16 protein-coding genes and 1 tRNA gene are annotated in these 20,411 nt (G+C 70.9%); 16 read left to right on the top strand and 1 reads right to left on the bottom strand.

Annotated features, from left to right (window positions below; translation table 11 throughout):
• Positions 1-20: 20 nt before the first annotated feature.
• The 16 genes from ribB (at position 21) to pyk (ending at position 19,954) form a co-directional block, all read left to right on the top strand.
• On the top strand, positions 21-1,328 hold the full coding sequence (ribB, locus tag FS770_RS00445; RefSeq protein ID WP_145009217.1) for a 3,4-dihydroxy-2-butanone-4-phosphate synthase: 1,308 nt from the start codon (positions 21-23) through the stop codon (positions 1,326-1,328).
• The gene (locus tag FS770_RS00440) at positions 1,325-2,137 is read left to right on the top strand and encodes a GTP cyclohydrolase II (protein ID WP_342353643.1); all 813 of its coding nucleotides are present in this window, start codon (positions 1,325-1,327) and stop codon (positions 2,135-2,137) included. Before ribB ends, FS770_RS00440 begins: the two co-directional genes overlap by 4 nt.
• The gene (gene ribH / locus FS770_RS00435) at positions 2,134-2,613 is read left to right on the top strand and encodes a 6,7-dimethyl-8-ribityllumazine synthase (RefSeq protein ID WP_144942628.1); all 480 of its coding nucleotides are present in this window, start codon (positions 2,134-2,136) and stop codon (positions 2,611-2,613) included. Before FS770_RS00440 ends, ribH begins: the two co-directional genes overlap by 4 nt.
• Positions 2,614-2,662: 49 nt before the next feature.
• Complete coding sequence (locus FS770_RS00430) at positions 2,663-2,926, top strand: phosphoribosyl-ATP diphosphatase (RefSeq protein WP_145009215.1); 264 nt, start codon at positions 2,663-2,665, stop codon at positions 2,924-2,926.
• 106 nt (positions 2,927-3,032) lie between these two features.
• The gene (gene hisG / locus FS770_RS00425; RefSeq protein ID WP_144942630.1) at positions 3,033-3,878 is read left to right on the top strand and encodes an ATP phosphoribosyltransferase; all 846 of its coding nucleotides are present in this window, start codon (positions 3,033-3,035) and stop codon (positions 3,876-3,878) included.
• 51 nt (positions 3,879-3,929) lie between these two features.
• Complete coding sequence (hisF, locus tag FS770_RS00420) at positions 3,930-4,694, top strand: imidazole glycerol phosphate synthase subunit HisF (RefSeq protein ID WP_144942716.1); 765 nt, start codon at positions 3,930-3,932, stop codon at positions 4,692-4,694.
• Positions 4,694-5,074 (top strand): phosphoribosyl-AMP cyclohydrolase, encoded by a 381-nt coding sequence (gene hisI / locus FS770_RS00415; protein WP_144942631.1) that lies wholly within the window; start codon positions 4,694-4,696, stop codon positions 5,072-5,074. The genes hisF and hisI overlap by 1 nt, the downstream gene beginning before the upstream one ends.
• Positions 5,075-6,634 (top strand): anthranilate synthase component I, encoded by a 1,560-nt coding sequence (locus FS770_RS00410; protein ID WP_145009213.1) that lies wholly within the window; start codon positions 5,075-5,077, stop codon positions 6,632-6,634. It begins immediately after the preceding gene.
• A 32-nt stretch (positions 6,635-6,666) separates the two neighbouring features.
• Positions 6,667-7,335 (top strand): Trp biosynthesis-associated membrane protein, encoded by a 669-nt coding sequence (locus FS770_RS00405; protein WP_094394058.1) that lies wholly within the window; start codon positions 6,667-6,669, stop codon positions 7,333-7,335.
• 127 nt (positions 7,336-7,462) lie between these two features.
• Positions 7,463-7,708, top strand: coding sequence for an HGxxPAAW family protein (locus FS770_RS00400; RefSeq protein WP_055084765.1), 246 nt, complete (start codon positions 7,463-7,465; stop codon positions 7,706-7,708).
• 117 nt (positions 7,709-7,825) lie between these two features.
• A complete protein-coding gene (locus FS770_RS00395; protein WP_342353642.1) occupies positions 7,826-10,003 on the top strand; it encodes a bifunctional phosphoribosylanthranilate isomerase/tryptophan synthase subunit beta in 2,178 nt (725 codons plus the stop codon).
• The gene (trpA, locus tag FS770_RS00390; protein WP_144942634.1) at positions 10,000-10,857 is read left to right on the top strand and encodes a tryptophan synthase subunit alpha; all 858 of its coding nucleotides are present in this window, start codon (positions 10,000-10,002) and stop codon (positions 10,855-10,857) included. The genes FS770_RS00395 and trpA overlap by 4 nt, the downstream gene beginning before the upstream one ends.
• On the top strand, positions 10,854-11,711 hold the full coding sequence (gene lgt, locus FS770_RS00385) for a prolipoprotein diacylglyceryl transferase (protein ID WP_055084760.1): 858 nt from the start codon (positions 10,854-10,856) through the stop codon (positions 11,709-11,711). The genes trpA and lgt overlap by 4 nt, the downstream gene beginning before the upstream one ends.
• A gap of 333 nt (positions 11,712-12,044) precedes the next feature.
• The gene (gltB, locus tag FS770_RS00380; protein ID WP_244944657.1) at positions 12,045-16,757 is read left to right on the top strand and encodes a glutamate synthase large subunit; all 4,713 of its coding nucleotides are present in this window, start codon (positions 12,045-12,047) and stop codon (positions 16,755-16,757) included.
• The gene (locus FS770_RS00375; RefSeq protein ID WP_144942636.1) at positions 16,750-18,216 is read left to right on the top strand and encodes a glutamate synthase subunit beta; all 1,467 of its coding nucleotides are present in this window, start codon (positions 16,750-16,752) and stop codon (positions 18,214-18,216) included. The genes gltB and FS770_RS00375 overlap by 8 nt, the downstream gene beginning before the upstream one ends.
• Before the next feature lie 229 nt (positions 18,217-18,445).
• Complete coding sequence (pyk, locus tag FS770_RS00370) at positions 18,446-19,954, top strand: pyruvate kinase (RefSeq protein WP_144942637.1); 1,509 nt, start codon at positions 18,446-18,448, stop codon at positions 19,952-19,954.
• A 269-nt stretch (positions 19,955-20,223) separates the two neighbouring features.
• On the opposite strand, the gene FS770_RS00365 is transcribed toward pyk, so the two are convergent.
• Positions 20,224-20,308, bottom strand: a tRNA-Leu gene (locus tag FS770_RS00365).
• Between the last annotated feature and the right edge of the window lie 103 nt (positions 20,309-20,411).

Genomic DNA, 20,411 nt, shown 5'->3' with positions numbered 1-20,411 from the left:
CCCGTCACTGAGGAGACCCGTTGTTCACCGGAATTGTCGAATCCCAGGCCACCGTCGAGCGCGTCGAACGGCTCGCGGAGGACGCCGCCCGCCTGCACGTGTCCGCCGGAGCGCTCGTCGCGGACCTGCCGGAGGGCGGGTCCCTGGCCGTCAACGGCGTGTGCCTCACAGCAGTGCCCGCCCCGGCGTCCGTGCCGGGGGACTTCACCGCGGACGTCATGGGGGAGACACTGCGCCTGACGACGCTGGGCGAGCTCAGCGGCGGGGAGACGGTCAACGTGGAACGCTGCACGGCCGCCGGGCAGCGGCTGGACGGACACGTGGTGCAGGGCCACGTGGACGGTGTCGGCACCGTGCTGCAGCGCACCGCGCACACGGGCTGGGAGACGGTGCGCGTGGGCCTGCCACGCGAGCTCGCACGCTACGTGGCCGTCAAGGGCTCTGTGGCCGTGGACGGCGTGTCCCTCACGGTCACCGCCGTCTCCGGGGTGGACGAGGCCGCGGCGTGGTTCGAGGTGGGGCTGATCCCCGAGACCCTGCGCACCACGACGCTGGGTGTGCGCGGGCCCGGTGCGCGCGTGAACCTGGAGGTGGACGTGATGGCCAAGTACGCGGAGCGGCTCGGGGTCTTCACCGCCCCGCAGGCGGCTTCCACCGACCGGGGCGTGGTGCTCGACGCCGTGCCGGACGCCGTGGCCGCCATCGCCTCCGGCGCCGCGGTGCTGGTCGTGGACGACGAGGACCGCGAGAACGAGGGGGACCTGGTCTTCGCCGCGCAGCACGCCACCCAGCCGCTCATGGGCTTCACCGTGCGTCACAGTTCCGGGGTGGTGTGCGTTCCCATGCCGCAGGAGACCGCGGACCGGCTGGGGCTGCCGCCCATGACCTCCCACAACGAGGACGCGAAGGGCACCGCCTACACCCTCACGTGCGACGCCCGGGTGGGCGTGAGCACCGGCATCAGCGCCCGCGACCGCGCCCTGACCGCCCGTTTGCTCGCCCTGCCCACCACGTCCGCCGCGGACCTGACCCGACCTGGCCACATCCTGCCGCTGCGCGCCGCGGCCGGGGGAGTCCGCGAACGCGCGGGGCACACCGAGGCCGCGGTGGAGCTCGCCCGCCTGGCGGGGTGCGAACCGGTGGGAGCGATAGCGGAGGTCGTGGACGACGGCGGCCAGCCCCTGCGCGCGCCCGCCCTGCGCCGTTTCGCGGACCAGCACGGTCTGGTGATGATCAGCATCGCAGACCTGGTGGAGCACCTGGACGGCACGGCCGCGGCCACGCCGGACGCTCCCACCGGGCAGCGGAAGGGAGGGCTGCCCGCATGAGCGCACGCGAACGAGGCGACGGCACGTCAACCGGGGCCGACGACGTCGGCCCCGAGCGCGGCACGAACGCCGTCGACGCCGTACCGGTGCCCGGGTACGGCACAGGTCCAGCGGCGAGCACCGCGGCCCCGGAGGACCGGGCGGGCCCCGGGACGGACACCGCGGCGGCGTCCTCCGTGGGGGAGCTCGAGCACAGCGAGCCCGTGGTCGTGCCCACCGAGCACGGCACGTTCTCGACCATCGGGTGGCGCGTGCCCGTGCCCTCCGGCGTTCCCGCGGCCGAGCACCTCTCGCTCACGGCACCGCCGCCCCCGGAGGAGGCGCACCTGCCACCCCTCGTGCGGCTGCACTCGGAGTGCCTCACCGGGGACGTCCTCGGCTCGTGGCGCTGCGACTGCGGTCCCCAGCTGCACCTGGCCATGGAGCGGGTGGCCCGTCACGGCGGGGCGGTCCTCTACCTGCGCAACCACGAGGGCCGGGGCATCGGGCTGATCAACAAGCTGCGGGCCTACAAGCTCCAGGACGGCGGCGCGGACACCGTGGACGCCAACACCCTGCTGGGGCTGCCAGCGGAGGCCCGCGACTACACCGCTGCCGGGCGGATCCTCACGGCCATGGGACTCACCGAGATCCGGCTTCTGTCCAACAACCCGGACAAGGTCGCCAAGCTGGAGGCCCTGGGGATCACGGTCACGCAGATGGTGCCCCACGAGGTCCACGCCCGGCACGAGAACATCGACTACCTGCGCACCAAGCGCGATCGCATGCACCACCACCTGACCCACCTCATCCCAGGAGAGAACTCATGAGCGGACACGGCGCCCCCACCATCCAGGTCTCGGACCTCGACGCCTCGCAGCTGACGATTGCCGTCGTGGCGGCGAGCTGGCACACCACCATCATGGACGGGCTGGTGGCCGGGGCCCGCCGTGCCCTGGAGGAGGCGCACACGGGGAAGGTCCTCGAGGTGCGCGTCCCCGGAAGCTTCGAGCTGCCCGTGGCGGCGCGCCGGCTCGCGGAGTCCGCGGACGCCGTCGTGGCCCTGGGCGTCGTCGTGCGCGGCGGCACACCGCACTTCGACTACGTGTGCAGCGCGGCGACCACGGGGCTGACGGACGTCAGCGTGGCCACGGGCACACCGGTGGGTTTCGGCGTGCTCACGTGCGACACCGAGCAGCAGGGCCTGGACCGCGCCGGGCTGGAGGGCTCCACCGAGGACAAGGGCTACGAGGCCGCCCACGCCGCCGTGAGCACCGCCCTGACCCTGCAGGGACTGGGCGTGTGAGCGCGGCCGGCGGTTCGGGGGAGGCATGCGCACCCATTACCCTGGAACGGTGAAAACCTTCGAAGACCTCTTCACCGAACTCAGCGACAAGGCCGCGCGGCGCCCGGAGGGCTCCAAGACCGTCACGGAGCTGGACTCGGGAATCCACGGCATCGGCAAGAAGGTCGTCGAGGAGGCTGCCGAGGTCTGGATGGCGTGCGAGTACGAGACCGAGGCCGAGGCCGCGGAGGAGATCTCCCAGCTGCTCTACCACCTGCAGGTCATGATGATCGCCAAGGGCATGAGCCTCGAGGACGTCTACAAGCACCTGTGAGCCGCGCGCCGCCCGCGCGAAGCCCCCACCACGTCACCAAGGCCTCCCCACGGAGACCACGTCACCGAGTTCTCATCACAGAGTCCGCGTCGCGGAAAGGAACACCATGCTGCGAGTAGCCGTGCCCAACAAGGGTGCGCTGTCGGAAGCCGCCATCACCATGCTCACCGAGGCCGGGTACCGGCAGCGGCGCAGCAGCCGTGAACTCGTGCTCGTGGACAACGAGAACCACGTGGAGTTCTTCTACCTGCGCCCCCGTGACATCGCGATCTACGTGGGCAGCGGCACCCTGGACCTCGGTATCACCGGGCGGGACCTGCTCCTGGACTCCGGAGCCGAGGCCCACGAGGAGCTCGGTCTCGACTTCGCCCGCTCCACGTTCCGTTTGGCCGGTCCCCGCGGCCAGTTCCAGGACCTGCGAGAGCTGGAGGGCAAGCGGATCGCCACGAGCTACCAGCTGCTGCTCGGACGCTACCTTGCAGAGAAGGGCGTGGACGCCGAGGTGGTCCGCCTGGACGGTGCCGTGGAGTCCTCCATCCGCCTGGGGGTCGCGGACGCCATCGCGGACGTCGTGGAGACCGGCAACACGCTGCGCGCCGCAGGCCTCGAGATCTTCGACGAGCCCGTCATGCACTCGGAGGCCCTGCTCATCCGCCGCGGGGACGAGCCGGAGCCCGAGGGGCTGCAGGTGCTGCGACGCCGTCTGAAGGGCGTCCTCGTGGCGCGCCAGTACGTGATGATGGACTACGACATCAGCGAGGACCTGCTGCCCGCGGCCACCGAGATCACCCCCGGCATGGAGGGGCCCACTATCTCCCCGCTGGGCCGCGACGGCGCTGTGGCCGTGCGCGCCATGGTCCGCAAGAGCGACACGAACAACGTCATGGACGCCCTCTACGAGGTGGGTGCGCGGGCGATCCTTGTCTCACCCATCCAGGCCGCGCGGATCTGAGCATCCACGCGGGCAGGAAGCATTGATCGCAACAGTGAGGACGGTGGCGTGATGGGAGTGGCCGTACGGGTCATACCGTGCCTGGACGTGGACGCCGGGCGCGTGGTCAAGGGCGTGAACTTCGAGAATCTGCGCGACGCGGGGGACCCGGTGGAGCTCGCCGCCAGGTACAACCTGGCCGGGGCGGACGAACTGACGTTCCTGGACGTCACCGCGTCCTCGAGCGAGCGGGACACGATGTTCGACGTCGTCTCCCGTGCCGCGGAGGAGGTCTTCATCCCCCTCACCGTCGGCGGCGGGGTCCGCGCGCCCCAGGACGTGGACCGGCTGCTGCGCTGCGGGGCGGACAAGGCCTCGATCAACACCGCGGCGGTCGCGCGCCCGGGGGTGATCGACGAGATCACGGACCGTTTCGGCAACCAGGTGCTCGTGCTCTCCCTGGACGCCAGGCGCACGGGCAACACCCCGTCCGGTTTCGAGGTCACCACGCACGGCGGTCGCACCCTCACGGGCCTCGACGCGCTGGAGTGGGCCCGCGAGGCCGAGGACCGCGGCGTGGGGGAGATCCTGCTGAACTCCATGGACGCGGACGGCACGCGCAACGGCTTCGACCTGGAGATGATCTCCGCGGTGCGCGAGCGTGTGGGCGTGCCCCTGATTGCCTCCGGGGGCGCCGGGGCGCCCGAGCACTTCCCGCCCGCCGTCGCCGCCGGTGCCGACGCCGTGCTGGCGGCCTCGATCTTCCACTTCGGCCCGCACGAGGCGATCGCCCAGGTCAAGGACGCCCTGCGGGCGGCCGGCTGCGAGGTGCGCTGATGAACGGGGCGCAGGAACCCGGCGTCACGGGTGCACTGGACCCCCGGATCGCCGAGCTGCTCAAACGGGACCCGGCGGGGCTCGTGGCGGCCGTGGTGCAGCAGTACGACACCCTCGAGGTGCTCATGCTGGGCTGGATGGACGACGAGGCGCTGCGGCGCACCCTCACGGAGGGCCGGGTGACCTTCTGGTCCCGCTCCCGCCAGGAGTACTGGCGCAAGGGGGACACCTCAGGGCACGTCCAGACGGTGCACTCCGTCCACCTGGACTGCGACGGGGACGCCCTGCTGGTGCGCGTCGACCAGACCGGCGCGGCGTGCCACACGGGCGCGCGCACATGTTTCGACGAGCGGGACCTCCACGCGGAAAAGGCGGTTTGAATGCGGGACCTCGGCACCATCACACCCACCCTCGAGGAGTTCCGGGAGTACGCGCGCACGCGCCGTGTGATCCCGGTGCGCACCACCGTCCTCGCGGACGCCCTGACGCCCGTGGGCCTGTACCGGTGCCTGGTCACCCGCGACGGTGACCCCGCAGCCGGCACGTTCCTGCTGGAGTCCGCGGCCGAGGGCGGCGTGTGGTCGCGCTACTCGTTCGTGGGTGCCGGCTCCGTGGCCACGCTGACGTCGAAGGACGGCCAGGCCCACTGGCTTGGCGAGGCGCCGGCGGGCGCTCCCACGGACGGCGACCCCATGGAGGCCCTGCGTGCCACCATGGAGCTGCTGCACACCGAGCCCTTCGAGGGCGTGCCTCCCCTGACGAGCGGGATGGTCGGCTTCGTGGGCTGGGAGGCCGTGCGGCACTGGGAGAAGCTGCCGGACCCGCCCGAGGATGACCTGCACATGCCCGAGCTCGCCATGAACCTCGTCTCGGACATGGCGGTGCACGACAGCAAGGACGGCACCGTGATGCTCGTCGCCAACGCCGTGAACGTCAACGGCACCGACGAGAACGCGGACGCCGCCTACCACGACGCCGTCCGCCGGCTGCGCTCCATGGTGGACCGGCTGGCCACCCCGCTCGGGCACACCACCGTCTCGGTCACGGACCGGGAGGACCTCGACTCCGGGGACGTGGAGTCCGCCGTGAGTCAGTCGTGGGACCGCGAGCTGTTCATGTCCGCCATCGAGCGCGGCAAGCGGGCGATCGTGGACGGGGACATCTTCCAGGTGGTCGTCTCCCGCCGCTTCGAGGCCGAGTGCGGTGCGAGCTCCCTGGACGTCTACCGCACGCTGCGGCGGATCAACCCGAGCCCGTACATGTACCTGTACTCGTTCCAGGACGCGGACGGGCGGCCCTACTCGATCGTGGGGTCCTCGCCCGAGGCGCTCGTGACGGTCACCGGCAGGGAGGCCGTGACCCACCCCATTGCCGGTTCGCGGCCGCGGGGCGCCACGGTGGACGAGGACGTGGCCCTGGGCCAGGAGCTGCTCGCGGACCAGAAGGAGCGCGCGGAGCACCTCATGCTCGTGGACCTCGCGCGCAACGACCTCTCGCGGATCGCCGAGCCCGGCAGCGTGGACGTCAGCGAGTTCATGGAGATCGAGCGCTTCAGCCACATCATGCACCTGTGCTCCACCGTGGTGGCCCGCATGCGCGAGGACGTCAGCGCGTACGACGTGCTCGCCGCAACCTTCCCTGCCGGGACCCTCTCGGGTGCGCCCAAGCCGCGCGCCCTGCGGCTGCTCGACGAGTACGAACCGCTGCGCCGGGCGGTGTACGGCGGCGTGGTCGGGTACATGGACTTCGCGGGCAACATGGACATGGCCATCGCCATCCGCACCGCGCTGCTTCTCGAGGGCACGGCGTACGTCCAGGCGGGCGGGGGTATCGTGGCGGACTCGGATCCGGAGACGGAAGCCCTCGAGTCCCTCAACAAGGCCACGGCACCGCTGCGCGCGGCGCTGATCGCCGAGTCCCTGCGCTCCCTGCAGCGCTGAGAACCCCCACCGCATCCCGCGAGGAGCTGAGATTGCTGCGCCGTACCGCACCCGCCGTCCTGGTCACGCTGCTGTGTGCCCTGGCCCTGTTCGGCACCACCACACAGACCTGGATCCACGCCGGGGTCACCACGTCCCTGCAGCCGGTCACGGTGGATGTGACGGGTTCCGACGCCGCTCCGGCCGTGACCGCCCTGGGCCTCGTGGCCGCCGTCGCGGCGGTGGCGTCCGTGCTCGGCGGCCGGTGGCTGCGCAGCGTCGTCGGTGTCGTCGTGGCACTGGCGGGTGCGGGGGCGGTGGTGGCGGTCCTGGCCGTCACCACCGACGCCCGCGCCGCGGCGCAGCCCACCGTGGGCACGCGCACCGGCGTGATCAACGAGGGCGGCGACTACGCCCTCACCGGGTGGCCCTGGGGCGCAGTGGCCGCCGCGGTGCTGCTGGGGCTGTGCGGGGTGTGGCTCGTCCTGGTCGCCCAGCGCGTGCGCCGCCAGGCCTCTCAGCGCTACGACCGCGCGGCGGTCACGGGCGCGGGGGCCCAGGGTGGCAACGGCGAGGCGCCGGCAACGGCGACGTCGGGCACCCCCGCGCCGGGCGACGTCGGCACCCCGACCACGGTGGGGCAGGCTCAGGCCGCGGAGCACGCGGACGACATCGACACCTGGGACGCCCTGACCCGCGGCGAGGATCCCACCGGAGACTGAGTCGCGTGGCTGCCCGGGGCAGACGCCGGATAGTGGCACAATGGAGCCAGAGAATCCGACCCGCACACCACGCGGGCGCAGCACACCATGGGCCACAGGCTCAACCGGCACGGGAGAGTGGACACGAATGTCGAACACCGATCAGATCATCCTGGACCACACCGCCGCGGTGGGCCACGGCAACACCGTGGCCGGGTGGGCCTGCGTGGCCGTGATGACCGTGGGCGTCATCGTCGGCTGCACCGGCTTCGTGATGGCCTCCACCCCGGTCACCGTGGTGGGTGTCGGCCTGATCGTGGTGGGCGTGATCGTGGGGATCGTCCTGAAGGCCATGGGCTACGGCAAGGGCGGTTCAAAGACCGCGTCCCACTGATCCCCGAGTCCGGGACCAGCACGCACAACCATCGACGATGACCAGTTCCACGCACCGCGGAACTGGTCATCGTCTTCCGCACGCCGGGTGCTGCGGCACCGGCCTGCGGACCGACGAATGAGGAGACGCATGACGCAGCAGCACAGCGCTACGGTGCTGGACCAGATCATCGAGGGGGTGCGTGAGGACCTCGAGACCCGCCGGGCCGCGGTGAGCCTCGAGGAGCTGCAGCGTGCCGTGGCCCAGCGCGGTCCCGCGCTCGATGCCGAGGCCGCCCTGCGCGGCTCGGAGCCCGCGAGCGTGCAGGTGATCGCGGAGGTCAAGCGCTCGAGCCCCTCCAAGGGGGCGCTCGCCGAGATCACGGACCCGGCGGAGCTGGCCGCGAGCTACGAGCGCGGAGGTGCCTCGGCGATCTCCGTGCTCACGGAGCAGCGCCGATTCGGCGGCTCGCTCGCTGACCTCGACGCCGTCCGCGCCGCGGTGGGCATCCCCGTGCTTCGCAAGGACTTCGTGGTCGAGGACTACCAGGTGTGGGAGGCCCGCGCGCACGGAGCGGACCTCGTTCTGCTCATCGTCGCCGCGCTCGACGACGCCGCACTGCGCCACCTGCTCGAGCTCACCCACGAGCTCGGCATGCACGCCCTCGTGGAGACGCACACGGCGGAGGAGGTCGAGCGAGCGGTGGCCTCCGGCGCGCGGATCATCGGCGTGAACACGCGCAACCTCAAGACCCTGGAGGTGGATGTCCACACCTTCGGCCGGCTCGCCGGAGCCATGCCGCAGGACGTCGTGGTCGTGGCGGAGTCCGGTGTGCTGGGCGAGGAGCAGATTCGGCTCTACGCCGGTCACGGTGCGAACGCCGTCCTCGCCGGGGAGGTCCTCGTGACCTCCGACGATCCCGCACAGAGCATCTCCCGCTTCCGTGAGGTCGGCGCCCTCGCGCGGGCCGAGCACCTGGATGGCGCCACCCCGCCGGCCGCTCAGGCCGCGTTCGCCGCCGCCCAGGTGGCGGGGGAGACCGCCCAGGGCACGGCGTCGTCGCTGCGCGAGGCCCCGGGGCCGTACTTCGGGGACTTCGGCGGGCGCTGGATGCCCGAGTCCCTCGTGGCCGCACTGGACGAGCTCACCGAGACCTTCGACAAGGCCCGCACGGACGAGGAGTTCCTCGAGGAGTTCGCGCGGCTCTCCCGCGACTACGCGGGCCGGCCCTCCATGCTCACCGAGGCCGAACGCTTCGGCGCCGAGCTCGGTGTGCGAGTGTTTCTCAAGCGCGAGGACCTCAACCACACGGGCTCCCACAAGATCAACAACGTGCTCGGCCAGGCGCTGCTCGCCCGTCGCATGGGCAAGACGCGCCTGATCGCGGAGACGGGCGCGGGCCAGCACGGCGTGGCCACCGCCACCGCCGCCGCGCTGTTCGGCATGAAGTGCTGCGTCTACATGGGCGAGGAGGACACCCGCCGCCAGGCGCTGAACGTCGCGCGGATGCGGCTGCTCGGCGCCGAGGTGGTGGCCGTGACCAACGGCTCGCGCACCTTGAAGGACGCGATCAACGAGGCGTTGCGGGACTGGGTGGCCTCCGTGGACACCACCCACTACCTGCTTGGCACAGCGGCCGGCCCGCACCCGTTCCCGGCGATGGTCCGCTACTTCCACGAGCAGATCGGCGAGGAGGCGCGCGCCCAGATCCTCGAGAAGGCCGGGCGCCTGCCGGACGCCGTGACGGCGTGCGTGGGCGGTGGCTCCAACGCCATCGGCATCTTCCATGGTTTCCTGGATGACGCCTCGGTGGAGCTCTACGGCAACGAGGCAGGCGGCGACGGCGTGGAGACCGGCCGCCACGCGGCGACCATCACGCTCGGGCGTCCGGGCGTGATGCACGGCTCCAGGACGTTCCTGATGCAGGACACGGACGGGCAGACGGTGGAGTCCCACTCGATCTCCGCCGGCTTGGACTACCCCGCTGTGGGCCCGGAGCACTCCTATCTGCACTCGATTGGGCGGGTGAAGTACGAGGCCGTCACGGACGCCCAGGCCATGGACGCCTTCCAGCTGCTGTGCCGCACCGAGGGGATCATCCCCGCGATCGAGTCCTCCCACGCGCTGGCGGGGGCCCGCGAGGTCGCCGCGAACTGGGTGCGCGAGCTCGGTCCGGAGGTCGCCGCCCAGAAGATCATCATGGTCTCTCTCTCCGGGCGCGGCGACAAGGACGTCGCCGCCGCCGCCGAGTGGTTCGACATGCTCCCGCAGGACAGCCACGAGGAACGCGTGGCCCAGAAAGGCGAACAACTGTGAGCACCACCGGAACGAACGCCACCACGCCCGCCACGCTGACCGAGCGCATCGTCCCCGCCGGGCTCTCCCGCAACGGTGACTCCGCACTCTCGCGCCGCATCGAGGACTGCCGTGCGCAGGGGCGGCCCGCCCTCGTGGGTTACCTGCCGGCCGGCTTCCCGACCGTCGAGGAGTCGGTCGCGGCCGCCGTCGCGCTCGGGCAGAACGGCGCAGACATCATCGAGATCGGCATCCCGTACTCGGACCCGGTGATGGACGGTCCCGTGATCCAGGCCGCCACCACGAAGGCGCTGGCCAACGGCTTCCGTGTGGCAGACGTGTTCACCGTGGTGCGTGCCGTCGCCGAGCAGACGGACGCCGTGCCCGTGGTGATGACCTACTGGAACCCCGTGCTGCAGACCGGCGTGGACGAGTTCGCCCGCCGGCTGGCGGAGGCCGGGGGAGCGGGGATCATCACCCCGGACCTCATCCCGGACGAGGCCTCCGAGTGGTTTGCCGCATCCGAGGCGCACGGCCTGGACCGGATCTTCCTGGTGGCGCCCTCCACCACGCGCGAGCGCATGAACATGACGGTCGGCGCGGCATCGGGCTTCGTGTACGCCGTCTCGGTCATGGGCGTCACGGGCACCCGCGACCAGGTCTCCTCCGCCGCCGAGGACGTCGTGCGGCGGGCGCGCGAGGCTGGTGCCGAGCGCGTGTGCGTGGGCCTGGGAGTCTCCTCCCGGGAGCACGTGCTGGAGATCGGGGCCTACGCGGACGGCGTGATCGTGGGCACGGCCCTCGTTCGCGCCCTGGGCGAGGGCGGGCCCGACGCCGTCGGCCGCCTGGCCGCGCACCTGGCTGGACGCGAGTGACCGCGCTCGTGGTCCCCGCGTCCATCCCGTCCCCGAGCGTCAGCAGCATCCACCTGGGCCTCTTCACCCTGCACTTCTACGCACTGTGCATCTTGCTGGGCATCGCCCTGGCCATCTGGCTGACGTCCCGCCGCTGGCGTGCGCGGGGCCAGGACCCGGACGTGCTGTGGGACATCATCTTCTGGGCGGTCGTCGCCGGGATTGTGGGCGCGCGGGCCTACCACGTGCTGATCACCGACCCCGCGGGGTACTTCGGCGTCGGGGCGGACCCGCTCGCGGTGTTCCGGATCTGGGAGGGCGGCCTCGGCATCATGGGCGCGGTGCTCTTCGGGGCGGGCGCGGCGTGGTTCGTCTCCCGCCGCAACGGGCTGTCCCTGTCCGTCTTCGCTGACTGCGTGGCCCCGGCCCTGCTGCTGGCCCAGGCCGTTGGCCGCTGGGGGAACTGGTTCAACCAGGAGCTCTTCGGCAGGCCCACCACCCTGCCGTGGGGCCTGGAGATCTCCCCGTCCTCGCCCAACTTCCCGGCGGGGCTGCCCGCGGACACCCTCTTCCACCCCACATTTCTCTATGAGAGCCTGTGGAACCTGCTGGGCGTGGTGCTGCTGCTCGCCCTGGACCGCCGGTTCCAGCTGCGCCACGGTCAGCTGTTCGCGCTGTACATGGTCTTCTACGGCTTCGGGCGGCTCATGATCGAGCTGTTCCTGCGAGTGGACCCCGCACTGATGGTCGCGGGGGTGCGCGTGCACGTGTGGACCTCGCTGCTCATCGTGCTGGCTGGGATCGCGATCTTCGTGGTCGCGGGACGTCACACACGGCGGGAGCGGGAAGTCCCCGCCGTCGGGGCGGCCGCCTGAGACAAGGCGCCGACGGCGCACCACCGCTTGGCAGCACGCGCCGAGGAAGACCCCGGGACCCGGCCCGGGGTCTTCCTGCCGTGGCCGGGGGCGGCCCGCGGGCGCACAGAGTGACCCGGTTAACGTGGTAAATTACCCACGCGCCCGCCGGAACCGCTCACCCGCATGGTTCCCCGGCACGATCCTCGGCTCGTCGCAGAGCCGTCTCCTTCCGCAATGGGGCGGACACCGCGCGTCACACGGATCTCACGACGTCCGCTGCACACCCACCGAGTGTTCCCCGGGCTTCGTCGACGCACCAGACCTGCCCACCCCTCGGTGAGGAGCTCCCACATGAGCAGCCAGCACACCCGGACCACGGGACCCGAGAGCGCACCTGTCACGGACGAGTCCCGTGACGTGCCCACAGAGCCCACGGACGGCGGCGCGCCGGTCGTCTCCCCGTTCGAGCGCTTCTCCGTCGTCCCCCAGGACAGCGGCCTGTACCACCGCGAGGACGAGAAGGACGCGTGCGGCCTCGCTGTGGTCGCGACCCTCGACGGCGTGGCCTCGCACGAGATCGTCGACGCCGCCCTGACGGCCCTGCGCAACCTCGAGCACCGCGGTGCTGTGGGCGGTGACGAGGGCACGGGCGACGGCGCCGGGATGCTCACGCAGATCCCGGACGAGTTCCTGCGCCAGGAGGTCGACTTCCCCCTGCCGCCGCAGGGTGCCTACGTGGTCGGCACAGCCTTCATGCCTGCCGGGGGCAAGCACCTGGAGGACCTCAAGCGCTCCCTCGAGGAGCTCGCGCGCATGGAGCAGCTCACGGTGCTCGGCTGGCGCGACGTCCCCATCGTCGACGACGCCATCGGCGCCTCCGCGCGCGCCGTGATGCCCACGTTCTTGCAGCTCTTCGTCTCGGACCGCAGCCACAACGAGCGCGCCGCATCCCTGTTCGCCCGCGACGCGACGTCGTACGACCCCGTGGCCGCGCAGCGGGAGCTGGACCAGAAGGCGTTCCGCGTGCGCAAGCGCGCACAGAACAAGTTCGGCGTGTACTTCCCGTCCTTTTCCTCGCGCACCCTCGTCTACAAGGGCATGCTGACCACCGCGCAGCTCGAGCCGTTCTACCCGGACCTCTCGGACCCGCGCTACACGACCAAGCTGGCTGTGGTGCACTCACGGTTCTCCACCAACACGTTCCCGTCCTGGCCGCTCGCGCAGCCCATGCGCACGCTGGCCCACAACGGCGAGATCAACACCGTGGTGGGAAACCGAAACTGGATGCGCGCCCGGCAGTCGTCGATGTCCGGGGCGGTGCTGGGCCGCCAGCCCGAGGACCTGTTCCCCATCTGCTCGGAGGGCGCCTCCGACTCGCAGTCACTGGACGAGGTCGCGGAGCTGCTGCAGCTCTCGGGCCGTCCCGTGACCGAGACCATGCTGATGCTCATCCCGGAGGCGTGGCAGAACCACGACACCATGGACCCGCAGCTCAAGGCGTTCTACCAGTACCACTCCACGCTCATGGAGCCGTGGGACGGCCCGGCGTGCGTGTCCTTCACGGACGGCGTGCGCGTGGGCTCCGTGCTGGACCGCAACGGGCTGCGCCCCGGGCGGTTCTGGCAGACCGAGGACGGTCTGGTGATCTTCGCGTCCGAGGTGGGCGTGGTGGACGTGGGGGACCGCCGGATCGTGCGGAAGGGCCGCGTCTCGCCGGGAACGATGTTCCTCGTGGACACGGACGAGGGCCGGATCATCGAGGACAGCGAGATCAAGGCCGAGCTCGCTGCCGCGAAGCCCTGGCAGGACTGGGTCCGCGAGTCCGTGCTGCCGATCGCCGAGCTGCCCGAGCGCGAGCACATGACCCACCCGGCGCACTCGGTGCGGCTGCGCCAGAAGACCTTCGGCTACACGGAGGAGGAGCTGAAGATGATCATCGGCCCCATGGCGCTGGCCGGGGCCGAGCCGATCTACGCCATGGGCACCGACACCCCCGTGGCCGTGCTCTCCAACCGCTCCCGGCTGCTCTACGACTACTTCGTGCAGTCCTTCGCGCAGGTCACCAACCCGCCGCTGGACGCCATCCGCGAGGAGCTGGTCACCTCCATGGCCGGGTCCGTGGGGCCCATGGCCAACATGCTCTCCACGCAGCAGACGCGGACCCGTCAGATCCACCTGACCTTCCCGGTGATCGACAACGACCAGCTGGACCAGTTCGTGCACCTGGACGACGAGGACGGCGTGCCGCTGAGCCTGCGCGTGCGGGGGCTCTACCGGCCCATGGACGGGGCGGAGTCCCTGCGGAGCCGGATCGCTGAGATCTGCGAGAAGGTCTCCGCGGCGGTCAACCGCGGCGTTCAGTTCGTGATCATCTCCGACCGTGACTCCAACGCCGTCTGGGCCCCGATCCCGTCCCTGCTGCTGACCTCCGCCGTGCACCACCACCTGCTGCGCTCGGCGACCCGCACGAAGGTCGCGCTGATCGTGGAGTCCGGCGACGTCCGCGAGGTCCACCACGTGGCCCTGCTGCTCGGCTACGGGGCCTCTGCGGTGAACCCCTACCTGGCCATGGAGTCCGCCGAGGAGCTCGTGCGGCGCGGTCAGGTCAAGGGCGTCACCGAGGAGCAGGCCGTGGCCAATCTCCTCAAGGCCCTGGGCAAGGGCGTGCAGAAGATCATGTCCAAGATGGGCATCTCCACGGTGCAGTCCTACTGCGGCGCGCAGACCTTCGAGGCGCTGGGACTCTCCAGCGAGCTTGTGGAGGACTACTTCGCGGGCACCCGCACCCAGATCGAGGGCGTCGGCCTGGACGTGATCGCCGCAGAGACCCAGTCCCGCCACCGGCTGGCCTACCCGGAGGACGGGGTCACCGAGCCCCACCGTGACCTGGCAACCGGCGGCGAGTACGACTGGCGCCGCGAGGGGCCGCGCCACCTCTTCGACCCGCACACCGTCTTCCGGCTGCAGCACGCCACGCGCACCGGGCGCTACGACATCTTCAAGTCCTACACGTCCCGCGTGAACAGTCAGGCGAAGGAGATCGCGACCCTGCGCGGGCTCATGAGCTTCGCCTCCACGCGCGAGCCCGTGGACATCGACGAGGTCGAGCCCGTGAGCGAGATCGTCAAGCGGTTCTCCACCGGTGCCATGAGCTACGGCTCCATCTCCATGGAGGCCCACGAGACGCTCGCGATCGCCATGAACCGGCTGGGCGGCAAGTCCAACACGGGCGAGGGCGGTGAGGACCCCGAACGGCTCGTGGACCCCGAGCGCCGCTCGGCGGTCAAGCAGGTGGCCTCCGGGCGCTTCGGTGTCACGAGCCTCTACCTCGCCTCCGCGGACGACCTCCAGATCAAGATGGCCCAGGGCGCGAAGCCCGGTGAGGGCGGTCAGCTGATGGCACAGAAGGTCTACCCGTGGATCGCCCGCACGCGCCACTCCACCCCGGGTGTGTCACTGATCTCTCCGCCCCCGCACCACGACATCTACTCGATCGAGGATCTCGCGCAGCTGATCTACGACCTCAAGCGTTCGAACCCCCGTGCGCGCGTGCACGTCAAGCTCGTCTCAGAGCGGGGGATCGGCACGGTCGCGGCGGGCGTGACCAAGGCCAAGGCCGACGTCGTGCTGGTCTCCGGCCACGACGGCGGCACCGGCGCGGCACCCCTGAACTCCCTCAAGCACGCGGGGATGCCCTGGGAGCTGGGCCTTGCCGAGGCCCAGCAGACGCTGCGGCTCAACGGGCTGCGGGAGCGCGTGGTCGTGCAGGCGGACGGGCAGCTGAAGACGGGGCGCGACGTCGTCGTGGCCGCGCTGCTCGGCGCGGAGGAGTTCGGCTTCGCCACCGCGCCGCTCGTGGTGGAGGGCTGCATCATGATGCGCAAGTGCCACCTGGACACGTGCCCCGTGGGCGTGGCCACCCAGAACCCGGAGCTGCGCCAGCGCTTCACCGGCAAGGCCGAGCACGTGGTGAACTTCTTCGAGTTCATCGCCCAGGAGGTTCGTGAGCTGCTCGCGGAGCTCGGCTTCCGCAGCATCGAGGAGGCCGTGGGCCACGCCGAGGTGCTGCGCACCCAGGAGGCCGTGGCGCACTGGAAGGCCAAGGGCCTGGACCTCAGCCCGGTGCTGGACTCCTTCCGCGCCGAGGGCGTCAAGGACGGGCTGCGCAACACGACCACCCAGGACCACGAACTCGACAAGCACTTCGACAACCGGCTCATCCCGCTGGCGGGACCGGCGATCGAGTCCGCGGAGCCCGTGCGGATCCAGGAGCGGGTCATCAACACGGACCGTGCGGTGGGCACCATGCTCGGTTACACGGTCACGAATGCGCTCGGCCTGCAGGAGCTGCCGGACGACACGATCGACGTGACCCTGACCGGTGAGGCCGGGCAGTCCCTCGGGGCGTTCATCCCGCGCGGGATCACGCTCCGGTTGGAGGGCGACGCGAATGACTACACGGGCAAGGGCCTGTCCGGCGGGCGGATCGTCGTCCGCCCGCCGCGGGACGCCGGGTTCGTTGCCCACGAGAACGTGATTGCCGGCAACGTGATCGGCTACGGCGCGACGAGCGGCGAGATGTTCTTCAACGGCGTGGTCGGTGAGCGCTTCCTGGTCCGCAACTCCGGTGCCACGGCGGTCGTCGAGGGCATCGGGGACCACGGCTGCGAGTACATGACCGGTGGCGTCGCAGTTGTTCTGGGCGAGACCGGGCGCAACTTCGGCGCGGGCATGTCCGGTGGCGTGGCCTACGTCCTGGACCTGGACGAGCTGGACGTCAACAAGCAGGCGCGGGAGAGCGGTGACCTGCAGCTCGAGCACCTGGACGCGCAGGACCGCGAGCTGCTCACCGCGCTGGTCAAGCGCCACGGGGAGGAGACCGGCTCGGAGTTCGCCCGCGAGCTGCTCGCCGATCCGCGGGCGATCGCGGAGCGCTTCACCAAGGTGCTGCCGCGCGACTACTCCGCGGTGCTCGCGCTGCGCAACGAGGCCGAAGCCGCTGGGGACGACCCGGACGGCGACGGCACCTGGCACAAGATTCTGGAGGTGACCAGCCGTGGCTGATCCCCGTGGTTTTCTCAAGGTCCGCACGCGTGAGGACCGCCCCAAGCGGCCGGTCCCCGTCCGGCTCATGGACTGGAAAGAGGTGCAGCAGCGACAGGAGGCGGGCACCATGCACGAGCAGGCCGGGCGCTGCATGGACTGCGGCGTGCCGTTCTGCCACCAGGGCTGTCCGCTGGGCAACCTGATCCCGGAGTGGAACGACCTCGTGTGGCGCGAGCAGTGGGCCGAGGCCTCCGAGCGCATGCACGCGACAAACAATTTCCCGGAGTTCACGGGCCGCGTGTGTCCCGCGCCGTGCGAGTCCTCGTGCGTGCTGGGCATCAACCAGCCGGCCGTGACCATCAAACAGGTCGAGTACGCGATCGGCGAGAAGGCGTTCGACGACGACCTCATCACCCCGTACATCCCGCAGCGTCTCGTGGGCAAGACGGTGGCCGTGGTGGGCTCCGGGCCGGCAGGCCTCGCCGCCGCGCAGCAGCTCACCCAGGCCGGGTTCACCGTTGCGGTCTACGAGCGCGACGACGCCATCGGAGGTCTGCTGCGCTACGGCATCCCGGACTTCAAGCTCGAGAAGTCGGTCCTGGAGCGCCGCCTGGAGATCATGCGCCAGGAGGGCACCAAGTTCCGCGCCGGCGTGGAGATCGGCAGGGACATCACGTGGGACGTGCTGCGCCGTCGCTACGACGCCGTGATCGTCGCCACCGGTGCCACGCGGCCCCGCGACCTCGAGATCCCCGGCCGCGAGCTGGACGGCGTGCACTTCGCCATGGACTACCTCGTGCGCTCGAACAAGCACGTGGCGGGCCGGGAGGTCCCGGACCTGATCGATGCGAGGGGCAAGAACGTGATCGTCCTGGGCGGCGGAGACACGGGTTCCGACTGCATCGGTACGGCCCTGCGCCAGGGTGCGGCGTCCGTGACGTCGCTTGCGATCGGGCGCAAGCCCCCGGTGGACCGGGCGGACGAGGAGCCCTGGCCCATGATGCCGCGCGTCTTCGAGGTCTCCACGTCCCACGAGGAGGGCGGTGAGCGCACGTACCTGGCCTCGACCGTCGAGTTCGTGGGCGACGAGCAGGGCAGGCTCACCGGCCTGAAGGTCGCCGAGACCCAGTACCGCGAGGACGGTTCCCGCGTGCCCGCGCCCGGCACGGAGAAGGTGCTGCCGGCGGACCTCGTGTTCCTTGCGCTGGGCTTCACCGGCAACGAGTCGGACGAGCTCACCGAGCAGCTGCCCGTGGCCCTGGACCGGCGCAGCAACGTGGACCGGGACGAGACCTACATGACCGCGGTGGACGGGGTGTTCTCGTGCGGTGACGCCGGGCGGGGGCAGTCCCTCGTGGTGTGGGCCATTGCGGAGGGCCGCGCGTGCGCAGCCCACGTGGAGCGCCACCTGACCGGCCAGACCCGGCTGCCGGAGCCCGTGGAGCCCTCGGAGCGCGCCATCGACCTCAGCGTGTGAGACGCCGGCCCTCGTGTGCGGGCAGCCCGGCTGAGTGGCTGCGCGCCCGGGGGGGGAAGTGACGCACGGTGCACGGGCCCGTGAATGAGGTCGTACCCTTTCCCGGCGCGCGTTGCTAGAGTGGGGGAAGTCATCGGCGGAGCGGCCGCGGCCATGCAGCACTTCGTTGCAGGGCCCGGCCGCTTTGTCATGTGCGCCAACCATCCGCCATTCGAAAGGGAGTCACCCCATGCGTCGAGCGAAGATCGTGGCCACGATCGGCCCCGCCATTTCCTCGTACGAAAACATCACCCGGGCGATCGAGGCCGGGATGAACGTGGCTCGCCTGAACATGAGTCACGGCGACCACGACGTCCACAACGCCTCCTACGAGAACCTGCGCCGCGCGAGCCAGGAGCTCGACACCACCGTGGCGATCCTCGCGGACCTGCAGGGCCCCAAGATCCGTCTCGGCAACTTCGCGGACGGTCCCCACGACCTCGCGGTTGGCGACACGTTCACCATCACGGTCCGGGACATCCCCGGCACCAAGGAGATCTGCTCCACCACCCACAAGGGCCTGCCCGGAGACGTGAACGTGGGGGATCCGCTGCTCATCGACGACGGCAAGGTCGCGCTGCGCGCCACCGCCGTCTCCGACACGGACGTGACCACCGAGGTCGTCGTCCCCGGTCCCGTCTCCGACCACAAGGGCATCAACCTGCCGGGTGTGGCCGTCAACGTCCCCGCGCTGAGCGAGAAGGACGAGGCGGACCTGCGCTGGGCCCTGAAGCGCGGCGTCGACATCATCGCGCTGTCCTTCGTGCGCGACGCCAAGGACATCGACCGCGTGCACGAGATCATGGCGGAGGAGGGCGTCACGCTCCCCGTGATCGCCAAGATCGAGAAGCCCCAGGCCGTGGACGCGCTGCACGAGATCATCGACGCGTTCGACGGCATCATGGTCGCCCGCGGCGACCTCGGCGTGGAGCTGCCGCTGGAGGCCGTGCCGATCGTGCAGAAGCGAGCGATCGAGCTCGCCCGCCGCTGGGCGAAGCCCGTGATCGTGGCCACCCAGGTGCTCGAGTCCATGATCGACAACCCGCGCCCCACGCGCGCCGAGGCCTCCGACTGCGCGAACGCCGTGCTCGACGGCGCGGACGCCGTGATGCTCTCGGGCGAGACCTCGGTGGGCAAGTACCCCATCAAGACGCTCGAGACCATGTCGAACATCATTGTGGCCACCGAGACGCAGGGCATGGACCGCATGCCCCCGCTGGGCACCGAGCCCCGCACGCGCGGCGGCGCCATCACCCGTGCGGCGGTGACCATCGCCCGGCAGCTGGATGTGAGCTACATCTGCACGTTCACCCAGTCCGGTGACTCCGCGCGCCGCCTGTCCCGGCTGCGCCCGGACCGCCCGATCCTGGCCTTCACCCCCGAGCGCAGCGTGCAGTCCTGGCTGCAGCTGCTGTGGGGCGTGCAGCCCATCCGGGTGGAGCGCGTGGAGCACACGGACGACATGACCCGCCAGGTGGACCACTACCTGCTCGAGCACGAGCTCGCGAGCACCGAGGACATGGTCGTCATCTGCGCCGGATCGCCTCCCGGACACGCCGGGTCCACCAACCTGGTCAAGGTCCACCGCGTGGGCGACCTGCAGGACGCCGGAGAGGCCCCGCAGCGCGAGGAGCACGAGAAGGTGCGCCCGTGGGGGATCGACAAGCTCCAGGGCTCCGCGTCCTGGCGTGAGCCGTGAGCCGCTGACCGAGTGGTGACCCGCCGCGGCTGACACGCGGCGGGAGCACCGGGCCGACGGCGCGGAGTGCCGGATCGAGAGGATCCGGGCCCCGCGCCGTCGTCGTGCCCGGCGCGAGCGGGGAACGCGAGACACCGGTGGCCATCAAAACGGGGGACAGGGGGCGCCACAGCAACGTCGCGGCGTAGGCGAGGAACAGGACGTACCCACGAAAAAACGGCCCCGCGTCAACGAGGCCGTTCCCGCACCGCTCCGCAGAGCGGTTTCTGTGGTGCCCAAGGTGGGACTCGAACCCACACATGTTTCCATACCGCATTTTGAGTGCGGCGCGTCTGCCAATTCCGCCACTTGGGCCTGACCGCGGGGCTCCTGACATGGGGCGACCGCCGCCGGTGCGGCTCACAGCATACACGATGGGGGTTAGGCTGGAGCCGGTCGCCTCGCTCCTCGTGCAGCG

Origin of the sequence: Kocuria salsicia (genome assembly GCF_007681555.1) — a bacterium.
GTDB classification, from domain to species: domain Bacteria; phylum Actinomycetota; class Actinomycetes; order Actinomycetales; family Micrococcaceae; genus Kocuria; species Kocuria salsicia.
This window is presented reverse-complemented; position numbering and strand designations above follow the sequence as displayed.